The sequence below is a fragment of the Cupriavidus sp. 2KB_3 genome, from assembly GCF_052115685.1.
GTDB lineage: Bacteria > Pseudomonadota > Gammaproteobacteria > Burkholderiales > Burkholderiaceae > Cupriavidus > Cupriavidus campinensis.
In genome coordinates, this window is the sequence record NZ_JBFRHD010000025.1 from 37,439 (window position 1) to 58,696 (window position 21,258).

20 protein-coding genes are annotated in these 21,258 nt (G+C 68.4%); 9 read left to right on the forward strand and 11 right to left on the reverse strand.

Annotated features, from left to right (window positions below; genetic code table 11):
• Positions 1-10: 10 nt before the first annotated feature.
• From AB4120_RS23545 to AB4120_RS23555, 3 genes are read left to right on the forward strand one after another with little or no spacing between them, the layout of a single operon-like run.
• Entirely contained in the window at positions 11-904 is an 894-nt protein-coding gene (locus AB4120_RS23545) for an SDR family NAD(P)-dependent oxidoreductase (protein ID WP_149137014.1), read from the forward strand.
• Entirely contained in the window at positions 901-1,902 is a 1,002-nt protein-coding gene (locus AB4120_RS23550) for an alpha/beta fold hydrolase (protein ID WP_149137013.1), read from the forward strand. Before AB4120_RS23545 ends, AB4120_RS23550 begins: the two co-directional genes overlap by 4 nt.
• Positions 1,899-2,771: a metal-dependent hydrolase gene (locus AB4120_RS23555; protein WP_441642912.1), complete on the forward strand. Its 873-nt coding sequence runs from the start codon at positions 1,899-1,901 to the stop codon at positions 2,769-2,771. The genes AB4120_RS23550 and AB4120_RS23555 overlap by 4 nt, the downstream gene beginning before the upstream one ends.
• On the opposite strand, the gene AB4120_RS23560 is transcribed toward AB4120_RS23555, so the two are convergent.
• Positions 2,768-3,604, reverse strand: coding sequence for a MerR family transcriptional regulator (locus AB4120_RS23560; protein ID WP_441642913.1), 837 nt, complete (start codon positions 3,602-3,604; stop codon positions 2,768-2,770). The two genes, AB4120_RS23555 and AB4120_RS23560, sit on opposite strands and share 4 nt — an antisense overlap.
• Before the next feature lie 79 nt (positions 3,605-3,683).
• Here AB4120_RS23560 and AB4120_RS23565 point away from each other — a divergent pair, with 79 nt between their 5' ends.
• The 4 genes from AB4120_RS23565 to AB4120_RS23580 all read left to right on the forward strand — a co-directional run bounded on the left by AB4120_RS23565 (position 3,684) and on the right by AB4120_RS23580 (position 9,043).
• Positions 3,684-4,655, forward strand: a complete 972-nt coding sequence (locus AB4120_RS23565; protein ID WP_149137011.1) for a LysR family transcriptional regulator — start codon at positions 3,684-3,686, stop codon at positions 4,653-4,655.
• A 209-nt stretch (positions 4,656-4,864) separates the two neighbouring features.
• Positions 4,865-5,845 (forward strand): Bug family tripartite tricarboxylate transporter substrate binding protein, encoded by a 981-nt coding sequence (locus AB4120_RS23570; RefSeq protein ID WP_149137010.1) that lies wholly within the window; start codon positions 4,865-4,867, stop codon positions 5,843-5,845.
• 35 nt (positions 5,846-5,880) lie between these two features.
• Positions 5,881-6,855, forward strand: a complete 975-nt coding sequence (locus tag AB4120_RS23575; RefSeq protein WP_149137009.1) for a M14 family metallopeptidase — start codon at positions 5,881-5,883, stop codon at positions 6,853-6,855.
• Positions 6,856-7,039: 184 nt separating this feature from the next.
• A complete protein-coding gene (locus AB4120_RS23580) occupies positions 7,040-9,043 on the forward strand; it encodes a methyl-accepting chemotaxis protein (RefSeq protein WP_262389504.1) in 2,004 nt (667 codons plus the stop codon).
• 9 nt (positions 9,044-9,052) lie between these two features.
• Here the strand turns inward: AB4120_RS23580 and AB4120_RS23585 are convergent, their stop codons facing one another.
• From AB4120_RS23585 to rpmH, 10 genes are all read right to left on the reverse strand, one after another.
• Entirely contained in the window at positions 9,053-9,652 is a 600-nt protein-coding gene (locus AB4120_RS23585; RefSeq protein ID WP_149137008.1) for an Sbal_3080 family lipoprotein, read from the reverse strand.
• Positions 9,653-9,847: 195 nt separating this feature from the next.
• Positions 9,848-10,414: an OB-fold putative lipoprotein gene (locus tag AB4120_RS23590; protein ID WP_149137007.1), complete on the reverse strand. Its 567-nt coding sequence runs from the start codon at positions 10,412-10,414 to the stop codon at positions 9,848-9,850.
• Between the two features lie 33 nt (positions 10,415-10,447).
• Positions 10,448-11,071, reverse strand: coding sequence for a TetR/AcrR family transcriptional regulator (locus AB4120_RS23595; RefSeq protein ID WP_149137006.1), 624 nt, complete (start codon positions 11,069-11,071; stop codon positions 10,448-10,450).
• 39 nt (positions 11,072-11,110) lie between these two features.
• The gene (gene mnmE, locus AB4120_RS23600; protein ID WP_149137005.1) at positions 11,111-12,538 is read right to left on the reverse strand and encodes a tRNA uridine-5-carboxymethylaminomethyl(34) synthesis GTPase MnmE; all 1,428 of its coding nucleotides are present in this window, start codon (positions 12,536-12,538) and stop codon (positions 11,111-11,113) included.
• Between the two features lie 46 nt (positions 12,539-12,584).
• Positions 12,585-13,364, reverse strand: a complete 780-nt coding sequence (locus AB4120_RS23605) for a CHAD domain-containing protein (protein ID WP_262389503.1) — start codon at positions 13,362-13,364, stop codon at positions 12,585-12,587.
• Between the two features lie 145 nt (positions 13,365-13,509).
• Positions 13,510-14,280, reverse strand: a complete 771-nt coding sequence (tam, locus tag AB4120_RS23610; protein ID WP_441642914.1) for a trans-aconitate 2-methyltransferase — start codon at positions 14,278-14,280, stop codon at positions 13,510-13,512.
• A gap of 122 nt (positions 14,281-14,402) precedes the next feature.
• Positions 14,403-16,085: a membrane protein insertase YidC gene (gene yidC / locus AB4120_RS23615; protein WP_441642915.1), complete on the reverse strand. Its 1,683-nt coding sequence runs from the start codon at positions 16,083-16,085 to the stop codon at positions 14,403-14,405.
• Positions 16,086-16,107: 22 nt separating this feature from the next.
• Positions 16,108-16,407 (reverse strand): membrane protein insertion efficiency factor YidD, encoded by a 300-nt coding sequence (gene yidD, locus AB4120_RS23620; protein WP_092291108.1) that lies wholly within the window; start codon positions 16,405-16,407, stop codon positions 16,108-16,110.
• Between the two features lie 8 nt (positions 16,408-16,415).
• A complete protein-coding gene (gene rnpA / locus AB4120_RS23625) occupies positions 16,416-16,853 on the reverse strand; it encodes a ribonuclease P protein component (RefSeq protein ID WP_149137001.1) in 438 nt (145 codons plus the stop codon).
• A gap of 143 nt (positions 16,854-16,996) precedes the next feature.
• Positions 16,997-17,131, reverse strand: a complete 135-nt coding sequence (gene rpmH / locus AB4120_RS23630; RefSeq protein ID WP_008650850.1) for a 50S ribosomal protein L34 — start codon at positions 17,129-17,131, stop codon at positions 16,997-16,999.
• Positions 17,132-17,947: 816 nt separating this feature from the next.
• Here rpmH and dnaA point away from each other — a divergent pair.
• Together dnaA and dnaN are read left to right on the forward strand one after the other, a co-directional pair.
• Positions 17,948-19,708, forward strand: coding sequence for a chromosomal replication initiator protein DnaA (gene dnaA / locus AB4120_RS23635; protein ID WP_149137000.1), 1,761 nt, complete (start codon positions 17,948-17,950; stop codon positions 19,706-19,708).
• Positions 19,709-20,074: 366 nt separating this feature from the next.
• Positions 20,075-21,190 (forward strand): DNA polymerase III subunit beta, encoded by a 1,116-nt coding sequence (dnaN, locus tag AB4120_RS23640; protein ID WP_092291124.1) that lies wholly within the window; start codon positions 20,075-20,077, stop codon positions 21,188-21,190.
• The last annotated feature ends 68 nt before the right edge of the window (positions 21,191-21,258 follow it).

A 21,258-nucleotide genomic window follows, 5' to 3' on the forward strand; every position in this document is an offset into this window, starting at 1 on the left:
GGAGACCCGCATGAAGGTGTTTCGAAACAAGGTGGCCGCCATCACCGGCGCCGGTTCGGGCATGGGCCGATGCCTGGCGATCCAGCTCGCGCAGGAAGGCTGCCACGTGGCCATTTCCGACTGCAACGAGGCCGGGCTGGCGGAAACCGCCGCCCAGGTCGCGCGCCGGGCGCCGGGCGTGACGGTAACGTCGCACATCGTCGATGTCGCGGACCGCGCCGCCGTCCATGCCTGGGCGGACGACGTGGCCGCCGCGCATGGCCGCGTCAACCTGATCTTCAACAACGCCGGCGTGGCGCTGTCCAGCACCGTGGACGGCATGCAGTACGACGACCTCGACTGGATCATCGGCATCAACTTCTGGGGGGTGGTCCATGGCACGAAGGCCTTCCTGCCGCATCTCAAGGCCAGCGGCGAGGGCCACATCGTCAATACCTCGAGCGTGTTCGGGCTGTTCGCGCAGCCCGGCATGGGCGCGTACAACGCCAGCAAGTACGCGGTGCGCGGCTTCACGGAGTCGCTGCGGCAGGAACTCGACCTGATGGACTGCGGCGTCTCGGCCACCACGGTGCACCCGGGCGGCATCAAGACCAATATCGCGCGCGCCAGCCGCGTCTCGCCGAGCGTGAACGGCCTGCTCGTGCGCGACGCCCAGCAGGGGCGCGAGGAGTTCGAGAAGTTCTTCATCACCACGCCGGAGAAGGCCGCCGGCATCATCCTGGATGGCGTGCGCGCCAACAAGCGGCGCGTGCTGGTGGGGCCCGATGCCTACGCGGCAGACGCCATGGCGCGCCTGCTGCCGGCGGCGTACCAGTCGCTGGTGGTGCGCGAGACGCGCCGCAAGCGCAAGGCGCTGATGCCGGACGGCACGCCGGCGGCGGCCAGCGAAGGAGAGCGCGCATGACCCGCGCCGCGTTGCCGCGGGAAGCCGCGCTGCAGGCGCCGCCGGGCGCGTTCACACGCTGGTTCGGGCAGGGGCGGGTGGGTTTCTTCAGCCTCTCCCGCGCCACGCTGGCGCGCCGCTACGCGCTGCCGGCCTCGCGCTGGGTGCAGGTGATGGGCGCGCTGGTTCATTACACCGAGGAGGGCGTGCCCGAGGGCGAGCCGCTGGTGCTGATCCATGGCTTCGGCGCGTCCCTGCACACCTGGGAAGGGCTGATGCCGGCGCTGCGCCAGCGCTACCGCGTGCTGCGGCTCGACATCGCCCCGTTCGGCCTGACCGGCCCGCTGCGCGATGCGCGCGGCCGCGTGGTGACGATGGATATCCACCTCTACCGCGACTTCATCGATGCCTTCCTGGCTGCCGTGCAGGTCTCGCGCGCCACGCTGATCGGCAACTCGCTGGGCGGGCTGATCGCCTGGGACCTGGCCGTGCGCCGCCCGTCGCTGGTCAACCGGCTGGTGCTGATCGACGCCGCCGGGTTCCCGATGCAACTGCCTATCTATATAGATCTGTTCCGCCACGCGCTGGTGCGCTGGTCGGCGCCGCGCCTGCTGCCCGAGTGGATCATCCGGGCGGCCACGCGCGATGTGTACGGTGATGCCTCCCGCGTGCCCGAGGCCACCTTCCGGCGCTATGTCGACTTCTTCTATGCGGAGGGCAGCCGCGAGGCCATCGGCCGGATGGTGCCGAAGCTCGACTTCGCCGACCTCGCCACCGACCTGCTGGCCGGCGTGCGCGCGCCGACGCTGGTGCTGTGGGGCGAGCGCGACCGCTGGATTCCGCCCACGCACGCCGACGCCTTCCTGGCGCGGCTGCCCAACGCCACCCTGCGCCGCTACGCCGGCCTGGGCCATATCCCGATGGAGGAAGACCCGCAGCGCGTGGCGGCCGACCTCCTGCCCTTCCTGGACGCCGCCGGCGCAGGCCGTCCGCTTTCGATCAAGGAGCTCACATCATGATGCCAGTCCGCCGCGACGTGCATCCGCACCTCCCGCCAGCCCGCATCAGCGACTGGCACGAGCGCGGCCCCCACGTCACCCACTTCATCAACGCGCTGTCGATCTTCTTCCCGGCCGGCGAGCGCTTCTTCATGGACAGCGTGCGCCACTACCGCGACCGGCTCACCGACCCGGAGCTGAAACGCGCCGTGGCGGGCTTCATCGGCCAGGAGGCCATGCACACGCGCGAGCACATCCTCTATAACCGGCTGCTCGACGATGCGGGCCTGCCGGCAAGCCAGCTCGACAACTTTGTAGCAACACTGTTGAATTTGCTGCGCAAGATCCTGCCGCACTCGTGGCAGCTGGCGCACACCATCGCGCTGGAGCACTACACGGCGATGCTGGCCGGCGGCATGTTGTCCGACCCGCGCCACATGGGCCGCTCGGAGCCCGGCTACCGGCAGGTGTGGACCTGGCACGCGCTGGAGGAAACCGAGCACAAGGCCGTGGCCTACGATGTCTGGAATGCGGTGATGAAGCCCGGCCCGTACCGCTACCTGCTGCGCGCGTTCACCATGCTGACCACCACGGTCACGTTCTGGGCGCTGGTGTTCGTGTTCCATGTGCGGCTGGTGATGGCGGACAAGACCTGCCGTCACAAGCTGCTCGGCTTCGGCAGGGTGGTCAACTTCCTGTGGGGGGCGCCGGGCGTGCTGCGCAAGATGATCCCGGAATGGTTCGACTACTTTCGGCCGGGTTTCCATCCATGGGACGAGGACAACCGGGCCGAGCTGAGCCGGATCGGCCCGCTGATCGAGGAAATCGAGCAGACGGCGCTGCAGGCCGGCGCCAGCACGCGGGCGCCGTCGATCCGCAGCGCAGCCTAGTTGCGGGGCTTGCTGGGCGGCTCGCTGGGTGGCTCGGTGGGTGGCTCGGTGGGCGGGGAGGAGGGATCGTGCAGGTGTTCGAGGATCGCGGCGACGCGGTCCCCGAGGTACTTGTTGGCCGAGATCTCCAGCGCGCGCATCATCTCGGTCTCCACGGCCACCATCGCCAGCGGGCGGATGCGCCAGAGGATGTCCACCAGCCGGGGCACCTCCGCCGGGGGCGGCAGCTTGCCTTCGCCAAAGCGGTCCAGCTCGCGCACCACCATGCCGACGATGCGGTCGGACACGGCCTGGAAGTGGCTGCGCGAATGCTCGATGATGTCCAGCACGTCTTCCAGCGCAAAGCCGGCCCGGGCGATCTCCGCGCCGGCCGTCAGCGCGCGCGGGCTGCGCGCGAGGTAGCCGAAGCCGTCCGGCTCCAGCAGCCCCAGCGCGATGGCCTTGGCCAGCGCCGGGCGCGACACCGCGCGGCCGAACAGCCGGGCCAGCGCGAGGTAGGAATAGTGGCGCGGCGCCTCGCTGTTCCACGGGCTGCTGATGGCCGTCTCCAGGCCGAGGATGGAGCGCAGGTCGTGGCCTTCGACGATGGCCTTGAGCAGCTCCATGATGTTGGCGAGCGTGTAGCCGCGCGCCAGCAGGTGATGGATCAGGCGAAGGCGCCCGAGATGGGTTTGCGTGTAGATGCCGACCCGGCCGCGGCGCTCGGGCGGATCGATCAGGCCGCGATCCTGGTACGAGCGGATATTGCGCACCGTGGTGCCGGCTGCACGCGCCAGTTCATCGATGGTGTATTCGGGAAAGGGCGGCTTGGCGCCGCGCGGTTCGGTGGCCATGGGGGAAAATTCTAACCGAGTCGCGCAGGGGCCGGCGCTACAATGCCCCGATCTCCCGCCCGCCCCGCCCGCCGCCCCCATGCACATCCGTTGGCTCGAAGACTTCGTCTGCCTGGCGCAGGCCGGCAGCCTGGCGCGCGCGGCCGAGTTGCGCAATGTCACGCCACCGGCGTTTGGCCGGCGCATGCAGGCGCTGGAGGTCTGGGCCGGCGCGCCGCTGATCGACCGCAGCGCGTTTCCGGTGCGCCTGACCGCCGAGGGCCGCCAGTTCCTCGAAGCCGCCGAAGCCGCGCTGCGCACGCTCGACGGAGCCCGCCTGTCGCTGCGCGCCGCGCATCGCGCCGATGCCAGCACGCTGACCATCGCCACCGGCAAGACGCTGGCCCGCTCGATGGTGCCGGCGTGGCTGGCCGGCCTGCGCCATGCGCTGCGCGACGACCCCGCCGGCGCCGGCTTCCGCACGCGCATCTCCACCCACGCCACGCACGATGCGCTGGCGCTGTTCACCGAAGGCGACGTCGATTTCCTGCTCTGCTACAGCCCGCACGACCTGCCGGTGATGCTGGACGACGCGCGCTACACCTTCCACCCGGTGGGCGTGGAGCGGCTGGTCTGCGTGGCCGCCGCCGATGCGCGCGGCGGTCCGGCCTATCGTCTGCATCGTCTGCATCGACAGCATCGCCTGGATCGGGCCAAGACCGCCCCGCGCCCCGCGCCCGTGCCGATGATCGCCTACGCCGAGACGTTGACCATGGGCCGCATGGTCAACCAGGAAATCGCACGCCGGAAGCTGGCTGCGCGGCTCGATGTGATCGCCGTGAGCGATTTCGCCGAATCGGTGCATGAGATGGTGCGCCAGTCGATGGGACTGGCCTGGCTGCCGGCCCGGCTGATCGCCGACGACCTGCGGGCGGGCCGCCTGGTGCGCGCCGATCTGGACGGCGGCGATGCCTCCGACCTGGCCCTCGACATCCGCCTCTACCGGCCCCGGGCGTCGATGCGCGGGCTGGCCGAGGCGTTCTGGCGCGCGGCCTCGCAGCGCGCGGATTAGGATGCGTCCGAGCTGCCGCTTCGGCGCAGAATCGGGATCGAATCACACCGGCTTATGACCCATTGCATGACCCAAGTTTGTGCGTGCCCCTGCACCATCGCGGCCCATTGCCGAAATGGCAACCCGCATTGCCAAAGCCGCATGCCGGCGCGCCCGGCGCTCACTACCATCGCCGGACAACACCCACACCTGCCGGAAGAGAAATCACCATGAAGACCCTGCTGCGCGCGGCCGCTGCCGCCTCCCTGAGTTGTTGTGCCCTGGCTGCCACTGTCGCCCATGCGGCGGGTGCCTATCCCACCAAGCCCATCACGCTGGTGGTGGGCTACACCGCCGGGGGCAGCGTCGATCTGGTCGCGCGCACCGTGGCGCCGGAGCTGGGCAAGCGGCTGGGCCAGAGCGTGGTGATCGAGAACCTCGGCGGCGCCGGCGGCACGATCGGCGCGTCGAAGGTGGTCAAGGCGGAAGCGGATGGCTACACGCTGCTGCTGGGCTCGGGCAGCGAGGTGTCCATCGCCCGCCTGACCAACCCGGCCGTGCGCTATGACGGCGAGAAGGATCTGGCACCGATCACCTTCGTCGGCACGCAGCCGATGGTGCTGGTCGGCAAGCTGCAGCTGCCGGCCAAGGACGCCAGCGAACTGATGGCGCTGGCCAGGTCGCAGCCGGGCAAGCTGTCTTACGCTTCCTCGGGCGTGGGCACGCCGCTGAACCTGGCGGGCGAGCTGATCAAGCAGCAGGGCAAGGTCAACATCACGCACGTGCCGTACAAGGGCGCCTCCGCGATGGCCACGGACCTGCTGGGCGGCCAGATCGACCTCGCCGTGATGGTGCTGTCGTCGGCGCTGCCCCATATCCAGGCCGGCCGCGTGCGCGCCTATGGGGTGACCGAGGCCAAGCGCGCCAGCGTGGCGCCGAACGTGCCGGCGCTGGCCGAGACGCCGTCGCTCAAGGGCGTGGACATGGGCGTCTGGTTCGGCCTGATGGCGCCCGCCGCCACGCCGCGCCCGGTGATCGACCGCCTGAACACCGAAATGCAGGCCGTGCTGGCCCAGCCGGACGTCCGCAAGAAGCTGGCCGAAGCCGGCGTGGAGGTGGCGCCGGCCAATCCGGCCCAGTTCGGCACCTTCATCAAGCGCGAGACGGCCCGCTACCGCACCATCGTGCAGACCGCCGAAATCCGCGAATAACGCGTGAATCACGCTTGAATGATCAGATGATTGCCATGACGCAGACGCCTCCCGCCTTCGCCGCCTATCCGGTGGAGGTCAGCTTTCCCGATATCCGCCCCTACGCCGCCGGCAACACCGGCATCGCCTACGTCCACACCTTCGATTCCGGCCTGCCGGGCCCGCATGTGATGGTCAACGCGCTGACGCACGGCAACGAGGTCTGCGGCGCCATCGCCGTGGCCGGCCTGCTCGACCACGGCCTGCGGCCGCGCCGGGGGCGGCTGACGCTGGCGTTCGCCAACGTGGACGCCTACGCCACCTTCGACGCCGCCCGGCCCGATGCCTCGCGCTTCGTCGACCAGGACTTCAACCGCGTCTGGACCGCCGCCGTGCTCGACGATACCACGCGCGATTCCAGCGAATTGCGACGCGCCCGCGCCATGCGCCCCGTGATCGACACCGTGGACCTGCTGCTCGACCTGCACTCGATGCACGAGAAAAGCCGGCCGCTGATCGTCTCGGGCCCGCTCGACAAGGGCATCGCGCTGTCGAAAGCGCTCGGCGCCCCGGCGGACATCATCGTCGACGAAGGCCACCCCGAGGGCCGCCGCATGCGCGACTACGCCGGCTTCGGCGACCCGGCCAGCGCGCGCAACGCGCTGCTGGTGGAGTGCGGCCAGCACTGGGAGACCGCCGCCGTGGACGTGGCGCGCGACTGCGCGGCGCGCTTCCTGCTGCACGCGGGCGTCGTCGAGGAAGCGGACCTGCCGGCCGGCTGGCTGCGCCCGCTGCCGGCAGCGCAGCGCGTGGTGCGCGTGACCGAGCCGGTGGTGGCGGCCAGCATGGACTTCCGCTTCGCGGGCCCGTACACCGGGCTGGAAACCTTCGACCAGGCCGGCACCGTGATCGGCTGGCGCGATGGCGAGCCGGTGACCACGCCGTACGATCATTGCGTGCTGGTAATGCCGTCGCTGCGCCAGCTGCGGCCCGGCGTGACCGTGGTCCGGCTCGGCAGGCTGGACGTTTGAGCAGAGAGGTCCACATCGATTCTATGCAACCCGTTGCATCGCAGTGTGATCTATTAGAGTAAGCGTTCAGTCCATTCAAGCCGGGGGTTGGGCGATCCGTTATTGACGCTGTGACGACCTGCCGTCAGAGCGGGCGTTGCCCGCGCGCCATAAAGGTGCGTGGAATAGCCACGGAGCGCCCCCTTTGACTTCTCTCTTACTCTCCCGACCCGCGTCGGCCGGCCGCGCGCGCGCGCTGGCCGGCAGCTGGAGCATCGGCACCCGCATCGCGCTGGTGGTGCTGGTCGTCCAGATCGTCGCGTTTGGCGCCTATGCGCTGGCGCTGTCCCTGAGCAGCATGCGCCAGCTCGAGGACCAGGCCCGCGAGGCCATCTATGCCGAAAGCCAGACCCTTAGCGAACTGGTCGGCCAGCTCGACGACACCATCCTCCAGGAAGCCGACCGCTTCATGCTGAGCTTCGCGGCCGTGCTGCCCGGCCCGTACAGCGTGGATCCGGCGCAGACCGTGGAAGTGGCCGGCAAGGCCACGCCGACGTTCCGCAGCGGCGACCTCGTGCTCAATAACAGCTTCGACGTGCCCGACCGCTTCCTCGCCACCACCGGCGGCGTGGTGGCGACGGTGTTCGCGCGCACCGGCGACGACTACATCCGCGTGACCACCTCGCTCAAGAAGCAGGACGGCCAGCGCGCCATCGGCACGCTGCTGGACCGCGCCGGCGCCGCCTACACGGCCGTGGCGGCGGGCAAGTCCTACCGCGCGCTGACGTGGCTGTTCGGCAAGCCCTATATGAGCAAGTACGAGCCGGTGCGCGACGCCGGCGGCAAGATCGTCGGCGCGCTCTACGTGGGGGTGAACGTGGAGGCCGAGCTGGCGATGCTGAAGAACCGCATCCGCCGCAAGGCCATCGGCAGCGACGGCCACTTCATGGTGTTCGATGCCCGGCCGGGCGCGGACCAGGGCAAGGTGCTGGTGGACCGTGCCGGCGGCGAGGGTTCGGTGCGGATCGACGCCAAGGATGCGGACGGCAAGCCCTGGGTGCGCGACATGATCGCCGCCAAGGAGGGCTCGATGGTGCACACGGTGAGCATGGGCAATGGCCCGACTGCCGAGCGCCTGACCGCGTTCGCGACCTACCCCGAGTGGCAGTGGGTGATCGCCGGCACGGTGCCGATGGATTCCCTGCGTGGCGAACTGGTGGCGAGCCGCAACCGCTTCCTGGCCGCCGGCCTGCTGGTGGCGCTGGCGGTGTCCGCCGCGTTCTGGTGGCTGCTGCGCCGCATGGTCAGCCAGCCGCTGACGCACGCGGCCGGCGCGGCCTCCCGGCTGGCCGAGGGCGACCTGACCGCCCGCCTGGACAGCCCGCGCAATGACGAGATCGGCCAGCTGATGCGCGCCATCGACGGCGTGGGGCAGGGGCTGACCGGCATCGTGGACAAGGTGCGCGGCAGCGTGGCGGCCATCGCCGGCAGCACGAGCCAGATCGCCAGCGGCAACGCGGACCTGTCGTCGCGCACGGCCTCGCAGGCGGGCAGCCTGGAGCGCACCGTGGCCAGCATCGAACAGCTCTCCGCCACCGTGAAGCAGAACGCCGACAACGCGCACGACGCCAACGCCGCCGTGGCCAGCGCCGCCGAGGCGGCCCGCGCGGGCGGGATGACGGTGGGCAAGGTGGTGGATACGATGGCCGAGATCCACCGCAACGCGCAGCAGGTGGTGGACATCATCGGCATGATCGACGGCATCGCCTTCCAGACCAATATCCTGGCGCTGAACGCCGCCGTGGAAGCCGCCCGGGCGGGCGAGCACGGGCGCGGCTTTGCCGTGGTGGCCGGCGAGGTGCGCAGCCTGGCGCAGCGCAGCGCCAACGCGGCAGGCGAAATCAAGGGGCTGATCGAGCGGACCGTGACGGACCTGAAGTCCGGCAACGAGGCCGTGCAGCAGGCTGGCTCCGCCATCGACGACATGGTGCGGCGCGTGGAAGGCATGGCGGCGTTGATGAGCGACATCAGCGTGGCCTCCCGCGAGCAGGCGCAGGGGCTGGCGCAGGTCAGCGGCGCCGTGGCGGAGATGGATACCACCACGCAGCAGAACGCCGCGCTGGTGGAAGAGGCCGCCGCAGCCGCCGAGAGCCTGCATCACCAGGCGCAGGAGCTGCGCCAGGCGGTGGAGGTGTTCCGGCTGGCCTGATCGCGTCGATCAGGCGGCGGGTGCCGGTGCCGGGGCTGCCTCGGGCGCCGGTGCCGGGGCGGGCGCTGCCTGGGCCGGCTGCGGCTGGGGCTTCAGCCCCGGGAAGAGCTGGTCTACCAGTTCCTCGATCTTGGACGCCGGCGGGATCAGGTGGCTCAGGTTCACGCCGCCCGCGCTGCGGTTGGCGTTGAACAGCGCCTTGCCCACGCGCTCGCCGTTGCGGTAGATGGTGATGTCCGCCGAGGTCAGGAACGGCGTCAGGTAGGTCTGGCGCTGGGCCGTGTAGCTGGCCGTCATCGGGCACGAGGCGATCGACGCGTACGGCGGCAGCATCTTCACCTCGAAGTTGCGCGCGCGCAGCGAGGCCGCGAAATCCTCCACATAGGCATTGCCGTTCACCTGATTGGTGATGATGCAGAACAGCGCGCCATCGGCGCCGATCACCTGGTTGCCATCGACACGGAATTCGGCCGGGCCGCCAAAGGCACCGGACTGGTAGCCGGCGATGGGGTCGTTCATGACCGGCCGGTCGACCGGGGTGACGGCCTGGTAGGTGGAACAGCCGGTGGCCAGCAGGGCCAGCGCGGCGGCAAGGGTTGCTCTCTTCATGGTGTGTCCTGGATCGCGTCGGCGAGGGCGCCGGCCGCCCGGGCTCACAACAACAAGCGAGGGACGCAGTGCCGGCAGCATGCCTGCGTACTGTAGGCGTGCGGCGCGGCGGTCAATGCGGGGAACAGAGGGGGAAAATCGGCCCAGCCGTGCTGTCGGGCGGAAAAGCGGCCTTGGGGGCCGCCCGGTGGGGATCTAGTTGGCGCCGCCGCGTACCAGGCACTCGTTCAGCAGCGGCGTGCCGCCCTCGGCCAGCCCGGCGCCGGTGCATTCCACGGCCACCTTCTGGCCGCGCCGGACCATGGTGGCACGCGCTTCCACCTCGCACCGGCGCCCGGCCGGGCCGCAGATCTGTTCCGGCAGCAGCACGGCGCGGACCACCTGGCCCGGCGCATCGGTGCGGATCTCCAGGAACACGTCGGTCCCTTCGCGGCGAATGCCGCTGGCCACACCTTCCACAATGAAGTACTTGCCCCGATAGCGGTCGTCGGCTGCCCCGGTGTTGTCGCGATAGTCGTTGAGCAGGGCGGCCGCCGCGTACTCGGGCAACCGGTCGGCGGGACGGTTCTCGTCGATGCTGATCGGATCGAGCGTGCCGTCGTGCGGAATGCCGCGCGGCACGCTGGCCGGCGCCACTTCGGCCGTCTCGGTGGGGGCGGGCCCGGTCGGCACGATCTCTCCGGTGTCATTGCCGACAAACCACAGGATGCCAATGATCGCCACGAAGACGATGATGAGAAGGGTTTGCCGGAGACGGGACATCTTGGAGGGGGGCTGAGGAGGAAAAGCGGCAGTTTACCCCGTCGGCCCGCCCGACACCCCATCGGCGTTTCCAACCTGCGCCAGCAGCTGCGCCTTGGCCGCCGCCAGCACCTCGTTGGCCAGCCCGGTACCCAGCGTGGCACGCGACAGCACGAGTGCGCCGACCATCGTCGACATCTGCGCGATGGCCGCCGCGCGCCGCGCCGCCGGGTCATCGCCCGGCTGCACGCCCTCGAGGATCTCGAGCAGGTCCCGGATACCGTCGACAAAGGCCGCGCGCACGGGCTTCTCCTCGCCCTCGCGGGCGACGTCATTGGCCAGCGCCGCCGCCGCGCAGCCGGTGCCGGCGGCGTTGCGGTTGCGCGCCGACAGGTAGTTTTCGATCAGCGCGGCGAGGGCCGTGGCCTTGTCCGGGGATTCCTCCACCCGCTTGCGCCAGCGCGCGCCCGATTCCTCGAACGCCCGCGTGCAGGCGATGGCCGCCAGCGCGTCCTTCGACGCGAAATGGCCATAGAACCCGCCATGCGTCAGCCCGGCCGCACCCATGAGGTCCGCCACGCTGATGCCATGAAACCCCTGCTCGCGAAACAGCCGCGAGGAGACCTGCTCGATAGTGGCGCGGTGCCGTTCGGCTTCCGCCTTGGAGACGCGGGGCATGTGTAACTCCGGTTCAGGGATGTGCGGGCCGGGCAGGGCCTACTTCCCGATACAAAACCGCGTGAAGATGGTCCCCAGCAGGTCGTCGCTCGTGAACTCGCCGGTGATGCTGTTGAGGTGGTCCTGCGCCAGCCGCAGTTCCTCGGCGAACAGGTCGAGCGCCTGGGCCTGCTGCTGCGCGCGCTCCGTGGCCACGTCGAGGTGGGACTGGGCGCTGCGCAGCGCGGTGAGGTGCCGCTCGCGCGCGAGGAAGGTGCCTTCGCTGCCGGACTGCCAGCCGATCAGCCGCAGCAGCTCGCGGCGCATGAGGTCGATGCCCGCGCCCGTGCGCGCCGAAATCCAGATCTCGGTCGGATTCGGCCCGTTGGCGGCCACCACGTGCGGGCGGTTGCCGCCGAACATCATCTCGCCGGCGGCGGGCGCCATGTCGATCTTGTTCACCACGCGCACGATGGGCGCGCCCGGCGGCAGGCGGCCGCTGAGCTGGTCGTCGATGTGATCGTCAACCTCGGACAGGCCATGCTCGATGTAGTCGGGCGCATCCACCAGATGCAGCACGATGTCGGCGCGCCCGATGGCCTCCCAGGTGCGCTCGATGCCGATGCGCTCGACCTCGTCGGCGGCATCCTCGCGCAGGCCGGCGGTGTCGATGATGTGGAGCGGAATGCCGTCGATCTGGATCGTCTCGCGCACGCGGTCGCGCGTGGTGCCGGCAATCGGCGTGACGATGGCCAGCTCGGCGCCGGCCAGTGCGTTGAGCAGCGACGACTTGCCCACGTTCGGCTGCCCGGCGAGCACCACCGACAGCCCCTCGCGCAGCAGCGCGCCCTGGCGCGCCTGCTTCAGCACGCCCGCGAGGTCGCTGCGGATGCGGGCCAGCTGGCCGCGCGCGTCGGAGGCTTCGAGGAAATCGATTTCTTCCTCGGGGAAGTCGAGCGTGGCCTCCACCAGCATGCGCAGGTGGATGACCTTCTCGACCAGCGCGTGGATGGCCTTGGAGAATTCGCCCTCCATGGAGCGTGCGGCGGAGCGCGCCGCGGCTTCGGTGCTGGCCTCGATGAGGTCGGCCACCGCTTCGGCCTGGGCAAGGTCGAGCTTGTCGTTCAGGAAGGCGCGCCGGGTGAACTCGCCGGGCTCGGCCACGCGCAGGCCGATCTCGCGCCCGGATTCCAGGCAGCGCGACAGCAGCATCTGCATGACCACCGGACCGCCGTGGCCCTGCAGCTCGAACACCTCTTCGCCGGTGTACGAGTTCGGCGCAGGGAAGTACAGCGCGAGGCCGTGGTCGATCACGCCGCCGCGCGCATCGAGGAAGGGCAGGTAAGTGGCATGGCGCGGCTTGAGCGTCTGGCCGCAGACCGCGCGCATCACGGTGCCCACATCGGGGCCGGAGACGCGCACGACGCCAATGCCGCCCCGGCCCGGTGCGGTAGCGATGGCGGCGATAGGAAGCTGGGGAGCAGTCATGGGCACTATTGTCGCAGAACGGGATGGGCGCGGCGCATGCCGGCGGTCAGGGCGGGGTGGCCGTGGGTGTCGATTCAGGCGTCGATTCAGGCGGCGACTCGGCCGTCGATACCCCGAGGCATTCCGCCATCAGCCTGCGCGCCACCGAGGCGTCGATCACGGCGCCCAACTCCCCTTGCTGCGCCTCAAGCTGCTTGCGCAGCCGTTTGCGATAGCGCTTCGGCAGGACATCGGACAGCGCTTCGATGGCATAGCGCAGCCGCTTGTTGCCGATGCGGAGCTTGTGCACGTGGTCGATTCGGCCGTCGCGCGCCGTGCGGGTGAGGTCGCGCACCCGGTTGCGCGCCTTGCGGATGCGCTTGCGGGCGAACGCGCCCAGCTTGCCGCGCGACTTGCGCCCGGCAAGGTGCAGCAGGTCTCGGTGCAGTGTAGGCAAAGGCGCCTGCCGATACCGTGACAATCGTGTAACCATGGCTTCCCGCGCGGTCGCCCGGCGTGCCTGCACGGTCTCGATCAGCGCCATCAGCACGGGATCGCCGGGCTGGTCGGCCAGAGCCGGGGCCAGCGTCTCGGTGACGAACACGTCCCAGTCGCGCACGGCGCTGGCGGCGTCCGCCACATCGCGCAGCGCCTGCTTCCAGCGCGCCTTGACGCGCGCGGGCTGGATCGGCCCGAAGGCCCAGGCGACGGCGCGCAGGTGTCGCAATGCCACGCGCAACGCGTGGACGTCCTCCGCCTGATCGCGGCGCAAGACCAGGTCCAGCCCGTCCCCCACGGCGCTCAGGCCCTGGGTGGCCAGGTCCAAGAAGGCCTGGGCCGGACGCATGTTCCGGTGCAGGGCGGGAGCGGCAGGCGTTGGCAACCTCTGACCTCCACGACAATGACGGGTCATTGCAGTGTAGGCGACAGCGCACGCATCGCTGCAGTCGTTGTGACCGCTGCGCCGCACAAGGGCGCCCCGGGAAGCGATGCTAGCGCGTGGCGACGATGAACACGCGCGGGAATGGCAGCAGCACCGTGCCGTCGGCCATCGCCGGGAAGACCTTGGCCAGCGCGGCTTCGTACTGGCGCAGGTAGTCGGCCTGCTCGGCGGCGTCCAGCGGGGCCAGGAACGGCCGCAGGCCGCTGCCCTTGAACCACTCCACCACGGCTGCGGGGCCGCCCTTGAGCGGATGCTGGTAGATGGTGCGCCAGATATCCACACGCGAGCAATGCGGCTTGAGCAGTTCGTAGTACCAGCGCTCGGACGCCAGCGGCGTGCGCGCCTGGGCCGCCGCCGTGAGCTTGGGCGACCACGGCCCGTTGATGGCCGTCTCGCGCATCAGCAGGTGCGGCGGTTCGTCGAGGTTGTCCGGCATCTGCACGGCCAGGCTGCCGCCGGGCGCGAGCTTGCTCACCAGCGACGGAAACAGCGTGGCGTGATCGGGCACCCACTGGAACACCGCGTTGGCGAGGATCACGTCATAGGGGCCGGCGTCGGTCCAGGTGGTGGCGTCGGCGAGGGCGAAGTCGATGTCCGGCAGGCGCTTGCGCGCGGCCGTCACCATGTCGGCATCGCTGTCCAGGCCGGTGACCTGGGCATCGGCATAGCGCGCCGCGAGCACCTCGGTCGAATTGCCCGGCCCGCAGCCGATGTCGACCACGCGCCGCGCCTCACGGGTGGGAATCGCCTGCACGAGGTCACGCACCGGGCGCGTGCGCTCATCCTCGAACTGTACGTACTGGCTGGCCGACCATGTCATCTTGCGTCCTCTTCGTCGTGGCTGGAACAGGGCACAAGCATACGCCGCCGCCGCACCAAAAAAGAAGCCCGGCGCGAGGCCGGGCTTACTTTCAGATTCGTCTCAGGCGAATGTCAGTGCGATCAGCCCTTGGCCACCGCCGCTGCCTTGCCCTTGCCGAGCATCCGGTTGATCTGCCATTGCTGGGCGATCGACAGGATGTTGTTCACTACCCAGTACAGCACCAGGCCGGCCGGGAAGAAGAAGAACATGAACGAGAACACCAGCGGCATGATCATCATGACCTTGGCCTGCACGGGGTCCGGCGGGGTCGGGTTCAGCTTGGTCTGCACGAACATCGACACGGCCATCACTACCGGCAGGATGTAGAACGGATCCGGCACCGACAGGTCGTGGATCCAGCCCAGCCACGGCGCGCCGCGCATTTCCACGGACGAGAGCAGCACCCAGTACAGCGCGATGAACACCGGGATCTGGATCACGATGGGCAGGCAGCCGCCCAGCGGATTGACCTTCTCGGTCTTGTACAGCCCCATCATCTCCTGGTTCATCTTCTGCGGATCGCCCTTGTGGCGTTCGCGGATGGCGGTCATGCGCGGCTGCAGGTCCTTCATCTTGCCCATGGACTTGTAGCTCGCCGCAGACAGCGGGAAGAACACCAGCTTGATCAGCACCGTCAGCGCGATGATCGACCAGCCCCAGTTGGCCAGCACGCCATGCAGCTTCTCGAGCAACCAGAACAGCGGCTTGGCGAGGATGGTCAGCCAGCCATAGTCCTTCACCAGCTCCAGGCCCGGCGTGATCTGCTCGAGCATGCGCTCTTCCTGCGGACCGGCGAACAGGCGGGCATCGGTGGTCACCGAGGCGCCCGGCGCAATCTGGCCCAGCGGCTGCTGGATGCCCACGCGGTACAGGTTCGGATCGATCTGCTCGGCGTAGAAGCTGTGCTGCTTGCCGGCCTGCGGAATCCAGGCGGAGGCGAAGTAATGCTGCACCATCGCCACCCAGCCGTTGGTGGTGGCAGCCGGCACGGTGGCCTTGCCCTTGGCGATGTCTTCGAAGCTCAGCTTGTGGTACTTGTCGGCATCGGTGTAGATGGCCGGGCCGGTGAAGGTGCTGTAGAACTGCGACTGCTCGACCTTGCTGCCGTCGCGCGCCAGTTCCAGGTACAGCGTCGGCGAGACAGGCGCCGTGCCGGCGTTGGTCACGTCGAAGCGCCCATCCACCACGTAGCTGCCCTTGTGGAAGATGTAAGTCTTCACAAACTTCACGCCGCTCTTCTCGGCGGTCAGCACCACTTCGAGCTTGTCCTTACCGTCCAGCGTACGCGGACCCGGCGCAACCGTGAACACCGTGGTGTGGTTGGGCAGGTCGCCGCCGATCAGGCCCGAACGCGCCATGTAGGTGCGGGTGGCGTCACGTTCGAACAGCACGACCGGCTTGCCGTCCTTCTCGTGGTGCTTGAGCATCTCCAGGCGGGACAGGATGCCGCCGGCCGTGTCGATCTCGGCACGCAGATCGTCGGTGGTGACCACCACCTTCTCGCCCGTGGGCTGGGCGGCGGCCTGCGGGGCAGCCGGCACCGCGCCCGGCGCCGAGGCACCCGGGGTGGCCGATGCGTTCGCCTTGGGCACGTCGCCCTGCGCCGCGGCGCCGCTCGCGCCGCCGGCCGGGGCGGCCTGCTGCTGCGTGTTGGCGCTCGGGAAGAACATCGACGCGTGGCCGTTGGCGCGCTGCCAGTTGTCGTAGAGCAGCACGAGGGACATCGAGAAGATGACCCACAGGATGGTGCGTTTGATATCCATGTCTCGCTATGGTCGGAGGAAATCAGGGTCTCGGGAGCCGGACCGTGACAGGCGGGCGGCCTGGCGCGGCGGAGGCAGGAGTCGCCGCGGCGGCATTCCCGTGTTTCGTGGGGTCGGGCACGGGATCATACCCGCCCTGCGTGAAAGGATGGCAGCGGCAGAGCCTGCACGCGGCCATCCAGCTGCCCCGGGCTGGCCCGTGCAGCACGATGGCGTCACGGGCGTACTCGGAGCAGGTGGGCAGGAAGCGGCACCGCGAGCCCAGGTACGGACTCAATGCGATCTTGTAGATGCGCAGCAGGGCAAGCAGGATTCGCTTCATGGTGGATATCAGGCAGGCGCGTTGGGCGTGGCAGGCGCCGCCGGGCCGGCCGTATCGACGGCGGGCGGGGCGGTGGGCAAGGGCCTGGCCGCCACCTCGAGCAGGCCGGTGATCTCCGCAAGGCACGCCCGCCGGACCGCAGTCCGGCTGGCGAAGTCCGCGCGCGGAAACTTGGCCTGCAGCCGCAACAGGATGTCGCGGCCCGCGAGTTGGGCTTGCTGGCCCCGGAACAGTTCCCGCGCCATGCGCTTCACGAGGTTGCGCTCGGCGGCGCGCGGCGCGAACTTCTTGCCGACGACGATGCCCAGCCGGGCCTGTGCCTGGCCGTTGGCTCGCACGTACAGCACGAAGTGTGCGCTGCGACGCCGTGGCCGCAAAGCAAAAACGGATGAAAATTCATCCGTCTTTGTGAGCCTCGCGGCTTTGGGAAAGGCATGGGTAGACACGCTGTGCAAAGCTAGCGGGATCGCTGGGCTTGCGGCGGCTGCCCCTGGCTGACCTGAGTGCGAGGCGGTGGCGGGGACGGTCAGTGGGCGGTGCGATGGCGGGCCATCGCGGCGCTCTGCCGTCCGGGCCGGTCGCCCGGCGCTCAGATGGCCAGGCGCTTGCGGCCCTTGGCGCGACGAGCGTTGATGACGGCACGGCCGCCACGGGTCTTCATGCGCACGCGGAAACCATGGGTACGCTTGCGGCGGGTAACGGAAGGTTGGTAGGTACGTTTCATGTTGCACTCTCTGGTTGATCCGGGCTTTCCGGGCGCCGGCCGATGCCGGGGCGCCTTGGCCGCCGCGTATGGTTCGCATGGGGCCGCCGCAATTCCGATCGGGTTTGCTGCGGTCTGCCGACGATTCTGGTTCTGTCTTGCTGCCGGCCGCCGCTGGCCTGGCCGGAGGCCGAGGCGCTGGCGGGGGATCAGGCCGCTTGCCTGATGCCGCACATGTTTACACGTGGCGGAACGGGCCAGACCCGGCGATGCGCATACGTGATCCCCTGCCGCATCGCAGAACCCGCCATTTAACCGATATTCGCGCGAACTGTCAAGGCAACCGATGGCCAGTGCCGCCGACGCCGCCACAATGGCAGTCGCATGCGACGGTGCGCCATTGTCCACAATAGCCGGTGGGTAACCTTGTGGGTATCCGGGGTCACCTATATGCGGTAGCAAAGATGTCCAACTCTTTGTTTCCGATGGATTATCAGCCGCCCAGGCCCCTTTCCGGGCCGCAGTCCTTTATAGGTTGTGCACAGCAATCCACTGAATTTTCACAACTTGTCCACAGGGTTATCCTTTGTGGATAACTTAAGGCGGGGGGTACAATCCCGGTCCAAACACTACACGGGCCGCGTGGCGCACGCACAACCCGGTCTTCCTGCCTTGGTATACCGCTTGATCGGGCGATGCTTGCCGCACGCCGATGGGGTGGCATTGCCGCGTCGTGCCGGCCCCCGAGGGGCTGCGCGACAGGAAGCCGGACGGATTGGCGGGCACCCCGATACTCGTGACGCGCTGCGGGCTGGCGCGATCACCAAACAAGAACACATGCAAGATTTCTGGCAGGCGGCAGCCGCGCAACTTGAGCGCGAACTGACGCCGCAACAGTTCAAGACCTGGATCAAGCCGTTGGCGCCCGTCGCCTTCGACGAGGAGGCGCATGCGCTGCGGATTGCCGCGCCCAACCGCTTCAAGCTCGACTGGGTCAAGAGCCAATTCTCGGGCCGCATCACGGCTCTCGCCTGCGAGTATTGGGAAGCGCAGGTTAGCGTTCACTTCGTCCTCGACCCCGCTGCCTCGGGGCGCGCGGCCGCCTATACCCAGCAGGCCACGGCCCAGATGGGCGACAACGCCGGCGCGCACGCTGCAATGGGTACGCCGATGGGCGCGCCGGGCAACGGCTATCCGGGTGCACAACACGGCGCTTCCCATGCGCCGCAGGCGGCAGGCTATCCCGACTATCAGAACCCGGGCGCGCCGAGCGGCTATCCCGGCATGGCCGCCCTGAACCCGCAAGGCGGCTACCCGGCGCGGCCGCAGACGCCGCACACCGGCCATCCGCTGCAGGGCAATGCCGGCGGCCACGGCGCGGACATGGCTGACATCGACGTGGCCCAGATGGACCCGTCCGAAGCCAGCGCGCGTTCGTACCGCGTGCAGCCCCAGCATCCGCAGCATGGCCAGCAGCACCCGCAGCATCAACAACATCAACAGCACCCGCAGCACCAGTCCCATCCGGGTCAGCCGCAGCCGATGGGCGGCGCCCAGCCCAGCGACACGGTGCACGAGCGCTCGCGCCTGAACCCGATCCTGACGTTCGACAATTTCGTCACCGGCAAGGCCAACCAGCTGGCGCGCGCCGCCGCGATCCAGGTGGCCAACAATCCGGGCAAGTCGTACAACCCGCTCTATCTCTATGGCGGCGTGGGCCTGGGCAAGACCCACTTGATCCATGCGATCGGCAATTTCATGCTGATGGAGAACCCGCGCGCGCGGATCCGCTACATCCATGCGGAGCAGTATGTGTCCGACGTGGTGAAGGCGTACCAGCGCAAGGCGTTCGACGAGTTCAAGCGGTACTACCACTCGCTGGACCTGCTGCTGATCGACGATATCCAGTTCTTCTCCGGCAAGAACCGCACGCAGGAAGAGTTCTTCTACGCGTTCGAGGCGCTGATCGCCAACCGCGCGCAGGTGATCATCACCAGCGACACGTATCCGAAGGAAATCACCGGCATCGACGACCGGCTGATCTCGCGCTTCGACTCGGGGCTGACCGTGGCCATCGAGCCGCCCGAGCTGGAGATGCGCGTGGCCATCCTGATGAAGAAGGCCGCCGCCGAGAACGTGAGCGTGCCCGAGGAAGTGGCGTTCTTCGTCGCCAAGCACCTGCGCTCCAACGTGCGCGAGCTGGAAGGCGCGCTGCGCAAGATCCTGGCGTTCAGCAACTTCCACGGCAAGGACATCACGATCGATGTCACGCGTGAGGCGCTCAAGGACCTGCTGACCGTACAGAACCGCCAGATCTCGGTGGAGAACATCCAGAAGACCTGTGCCGACTTCTACAACATCAAGGTCGCGGACATGTATTCGAAGAAGCGGCCCGCCAATATCGCCCGGCCGCGCCAGATCGCCATGTACCTGGCCAAGGAGCTGACGCAGAAGAGCCTGCCGGAGATCGGCGAGCTGTTCGGCGGACGCGACCACACCACGGTGCTGCATGCCGTGCGCAAGATCGCCGACGAGCGGAGCAAGGACGCGCAGCTGAACCACGAGCTGCACGTGCTGGAACAGACGCTCAAGGGGTGATGCCTGGCAGGTAACGCAGGTGAATCCTGCGCCGCCTGGCCCCGTTTTATGATTTTGAAGGTTAGCCTTGCCGGGCTGGCATACTACAGGGTGCGCGCCCGGCGGCAAACGGGCGACTGAACGAAACGCTTGGATCGCGGGAAATCGGCCTCAGATAAGGCTTTGCGGTGAGTCGGGGCGGCTTGGCGGGAAGAAATGACGGAGCGTGGCTTTTTAGGCACAGCCGTCCTCCACGCCGGAGCCGGCCCGCTTCACCGCAGCGGCTTATCCTTGGTACAATGCACAATTAACTCCTTGATTCCTAAGTGAATTTGGGGTTGCGCGCAACCTGCGGTCGCTGACGACAAACGACGAAGGATAAATTCAATGCAATTGGTCAAAACCTCGCGAGACAATCTGCTGCGTCCGCTGCAAATCGTGAGCGGCATCGTGGAGCGCCGCCACACCCTCCCGATCCTGGCCAACCTGCTGATTCGCAAGTCCGGCTCGAACGTTTCCTTCCTCTCGACGGACATCGAGATCCAGATCACCACCCACGCCGAATGCGGCGTTGGCAGCGACAGCGTGGCCACCACCGTGGCGGCGCGCAAGCTGCTGGACATCCTGCGCGCGATGCCTGACGGCGACGTGGCGCTGTCGCTGAACGACAAGCGCATGACGGTGCAATCGGGCAAGAGCCGCTTCGCGCTCCAGACGCTGGCCGCCGAGGAATTCCCGACCGTGGCCGAAGCCGCGGAGTTCAACGCGAGCGTGAGCCTGCCGCAGAAGACGTTCAAGCATCTGCTGGCGATGGTGCACTTCGCCATGGCGCAGCAGGACATCCGCTACTACCTGAACGGCATGTTGCTCGTGGTGGACGGCAAGAAGGTGATGGCCGTGGCCACCGACGGGCACCGCCTGGCGTACTGCGGCGTGGAACTCGAGACCGAGGCCACCGGCGGCGGCGCGCGCCAGGAAGTGATCATCCCGCGCAAGACCATCCTGGAACTGCAGCGGCTGCTGGAAGACAACGACGATCCCGTGCAGGTGCAGCTGGCCGCCAACCAGGTCAAGTTCACGTTCGCGAACATCGAACTGATCAGCAAGCTGGTGGAAGGCAAGTTCCCGGACTTCCAGCGCGTGATCCCCAAGGGCTACAAGAACGCATTCGCGATCGACCGCGTGAAGCTGCAGCAGGCGCTGCAACGTACCGCCATCCTGACCACGGACAAGTTCAAGGGCGTGCGCTGTATCCTCGATACGCACATGCTGAAGATCAGCTCGACCAACGCCGATCAGGAAGAGGCGCAGGAAGAACTCGAACTCGATTACTCGGGCGACGCGCTCGATATCGGCTTCAACGTGACCTATCTGCTCGACGTGCTGGCCAACCTGAAGAGCGAGCAGGTGCAGGTCAGCCTGGGCGACTCCAATTCGAGCGCCCTGATTACCGTGCCGGAAGACGACAACTTCAAGTACGTCGTCATGCCGATGCGGATCTGATGACCGGGACTCCGGCCATGCCCGCCCGCGCGGGGATGGCCGTGGACTGTCCAGAAGACAACCGGGCA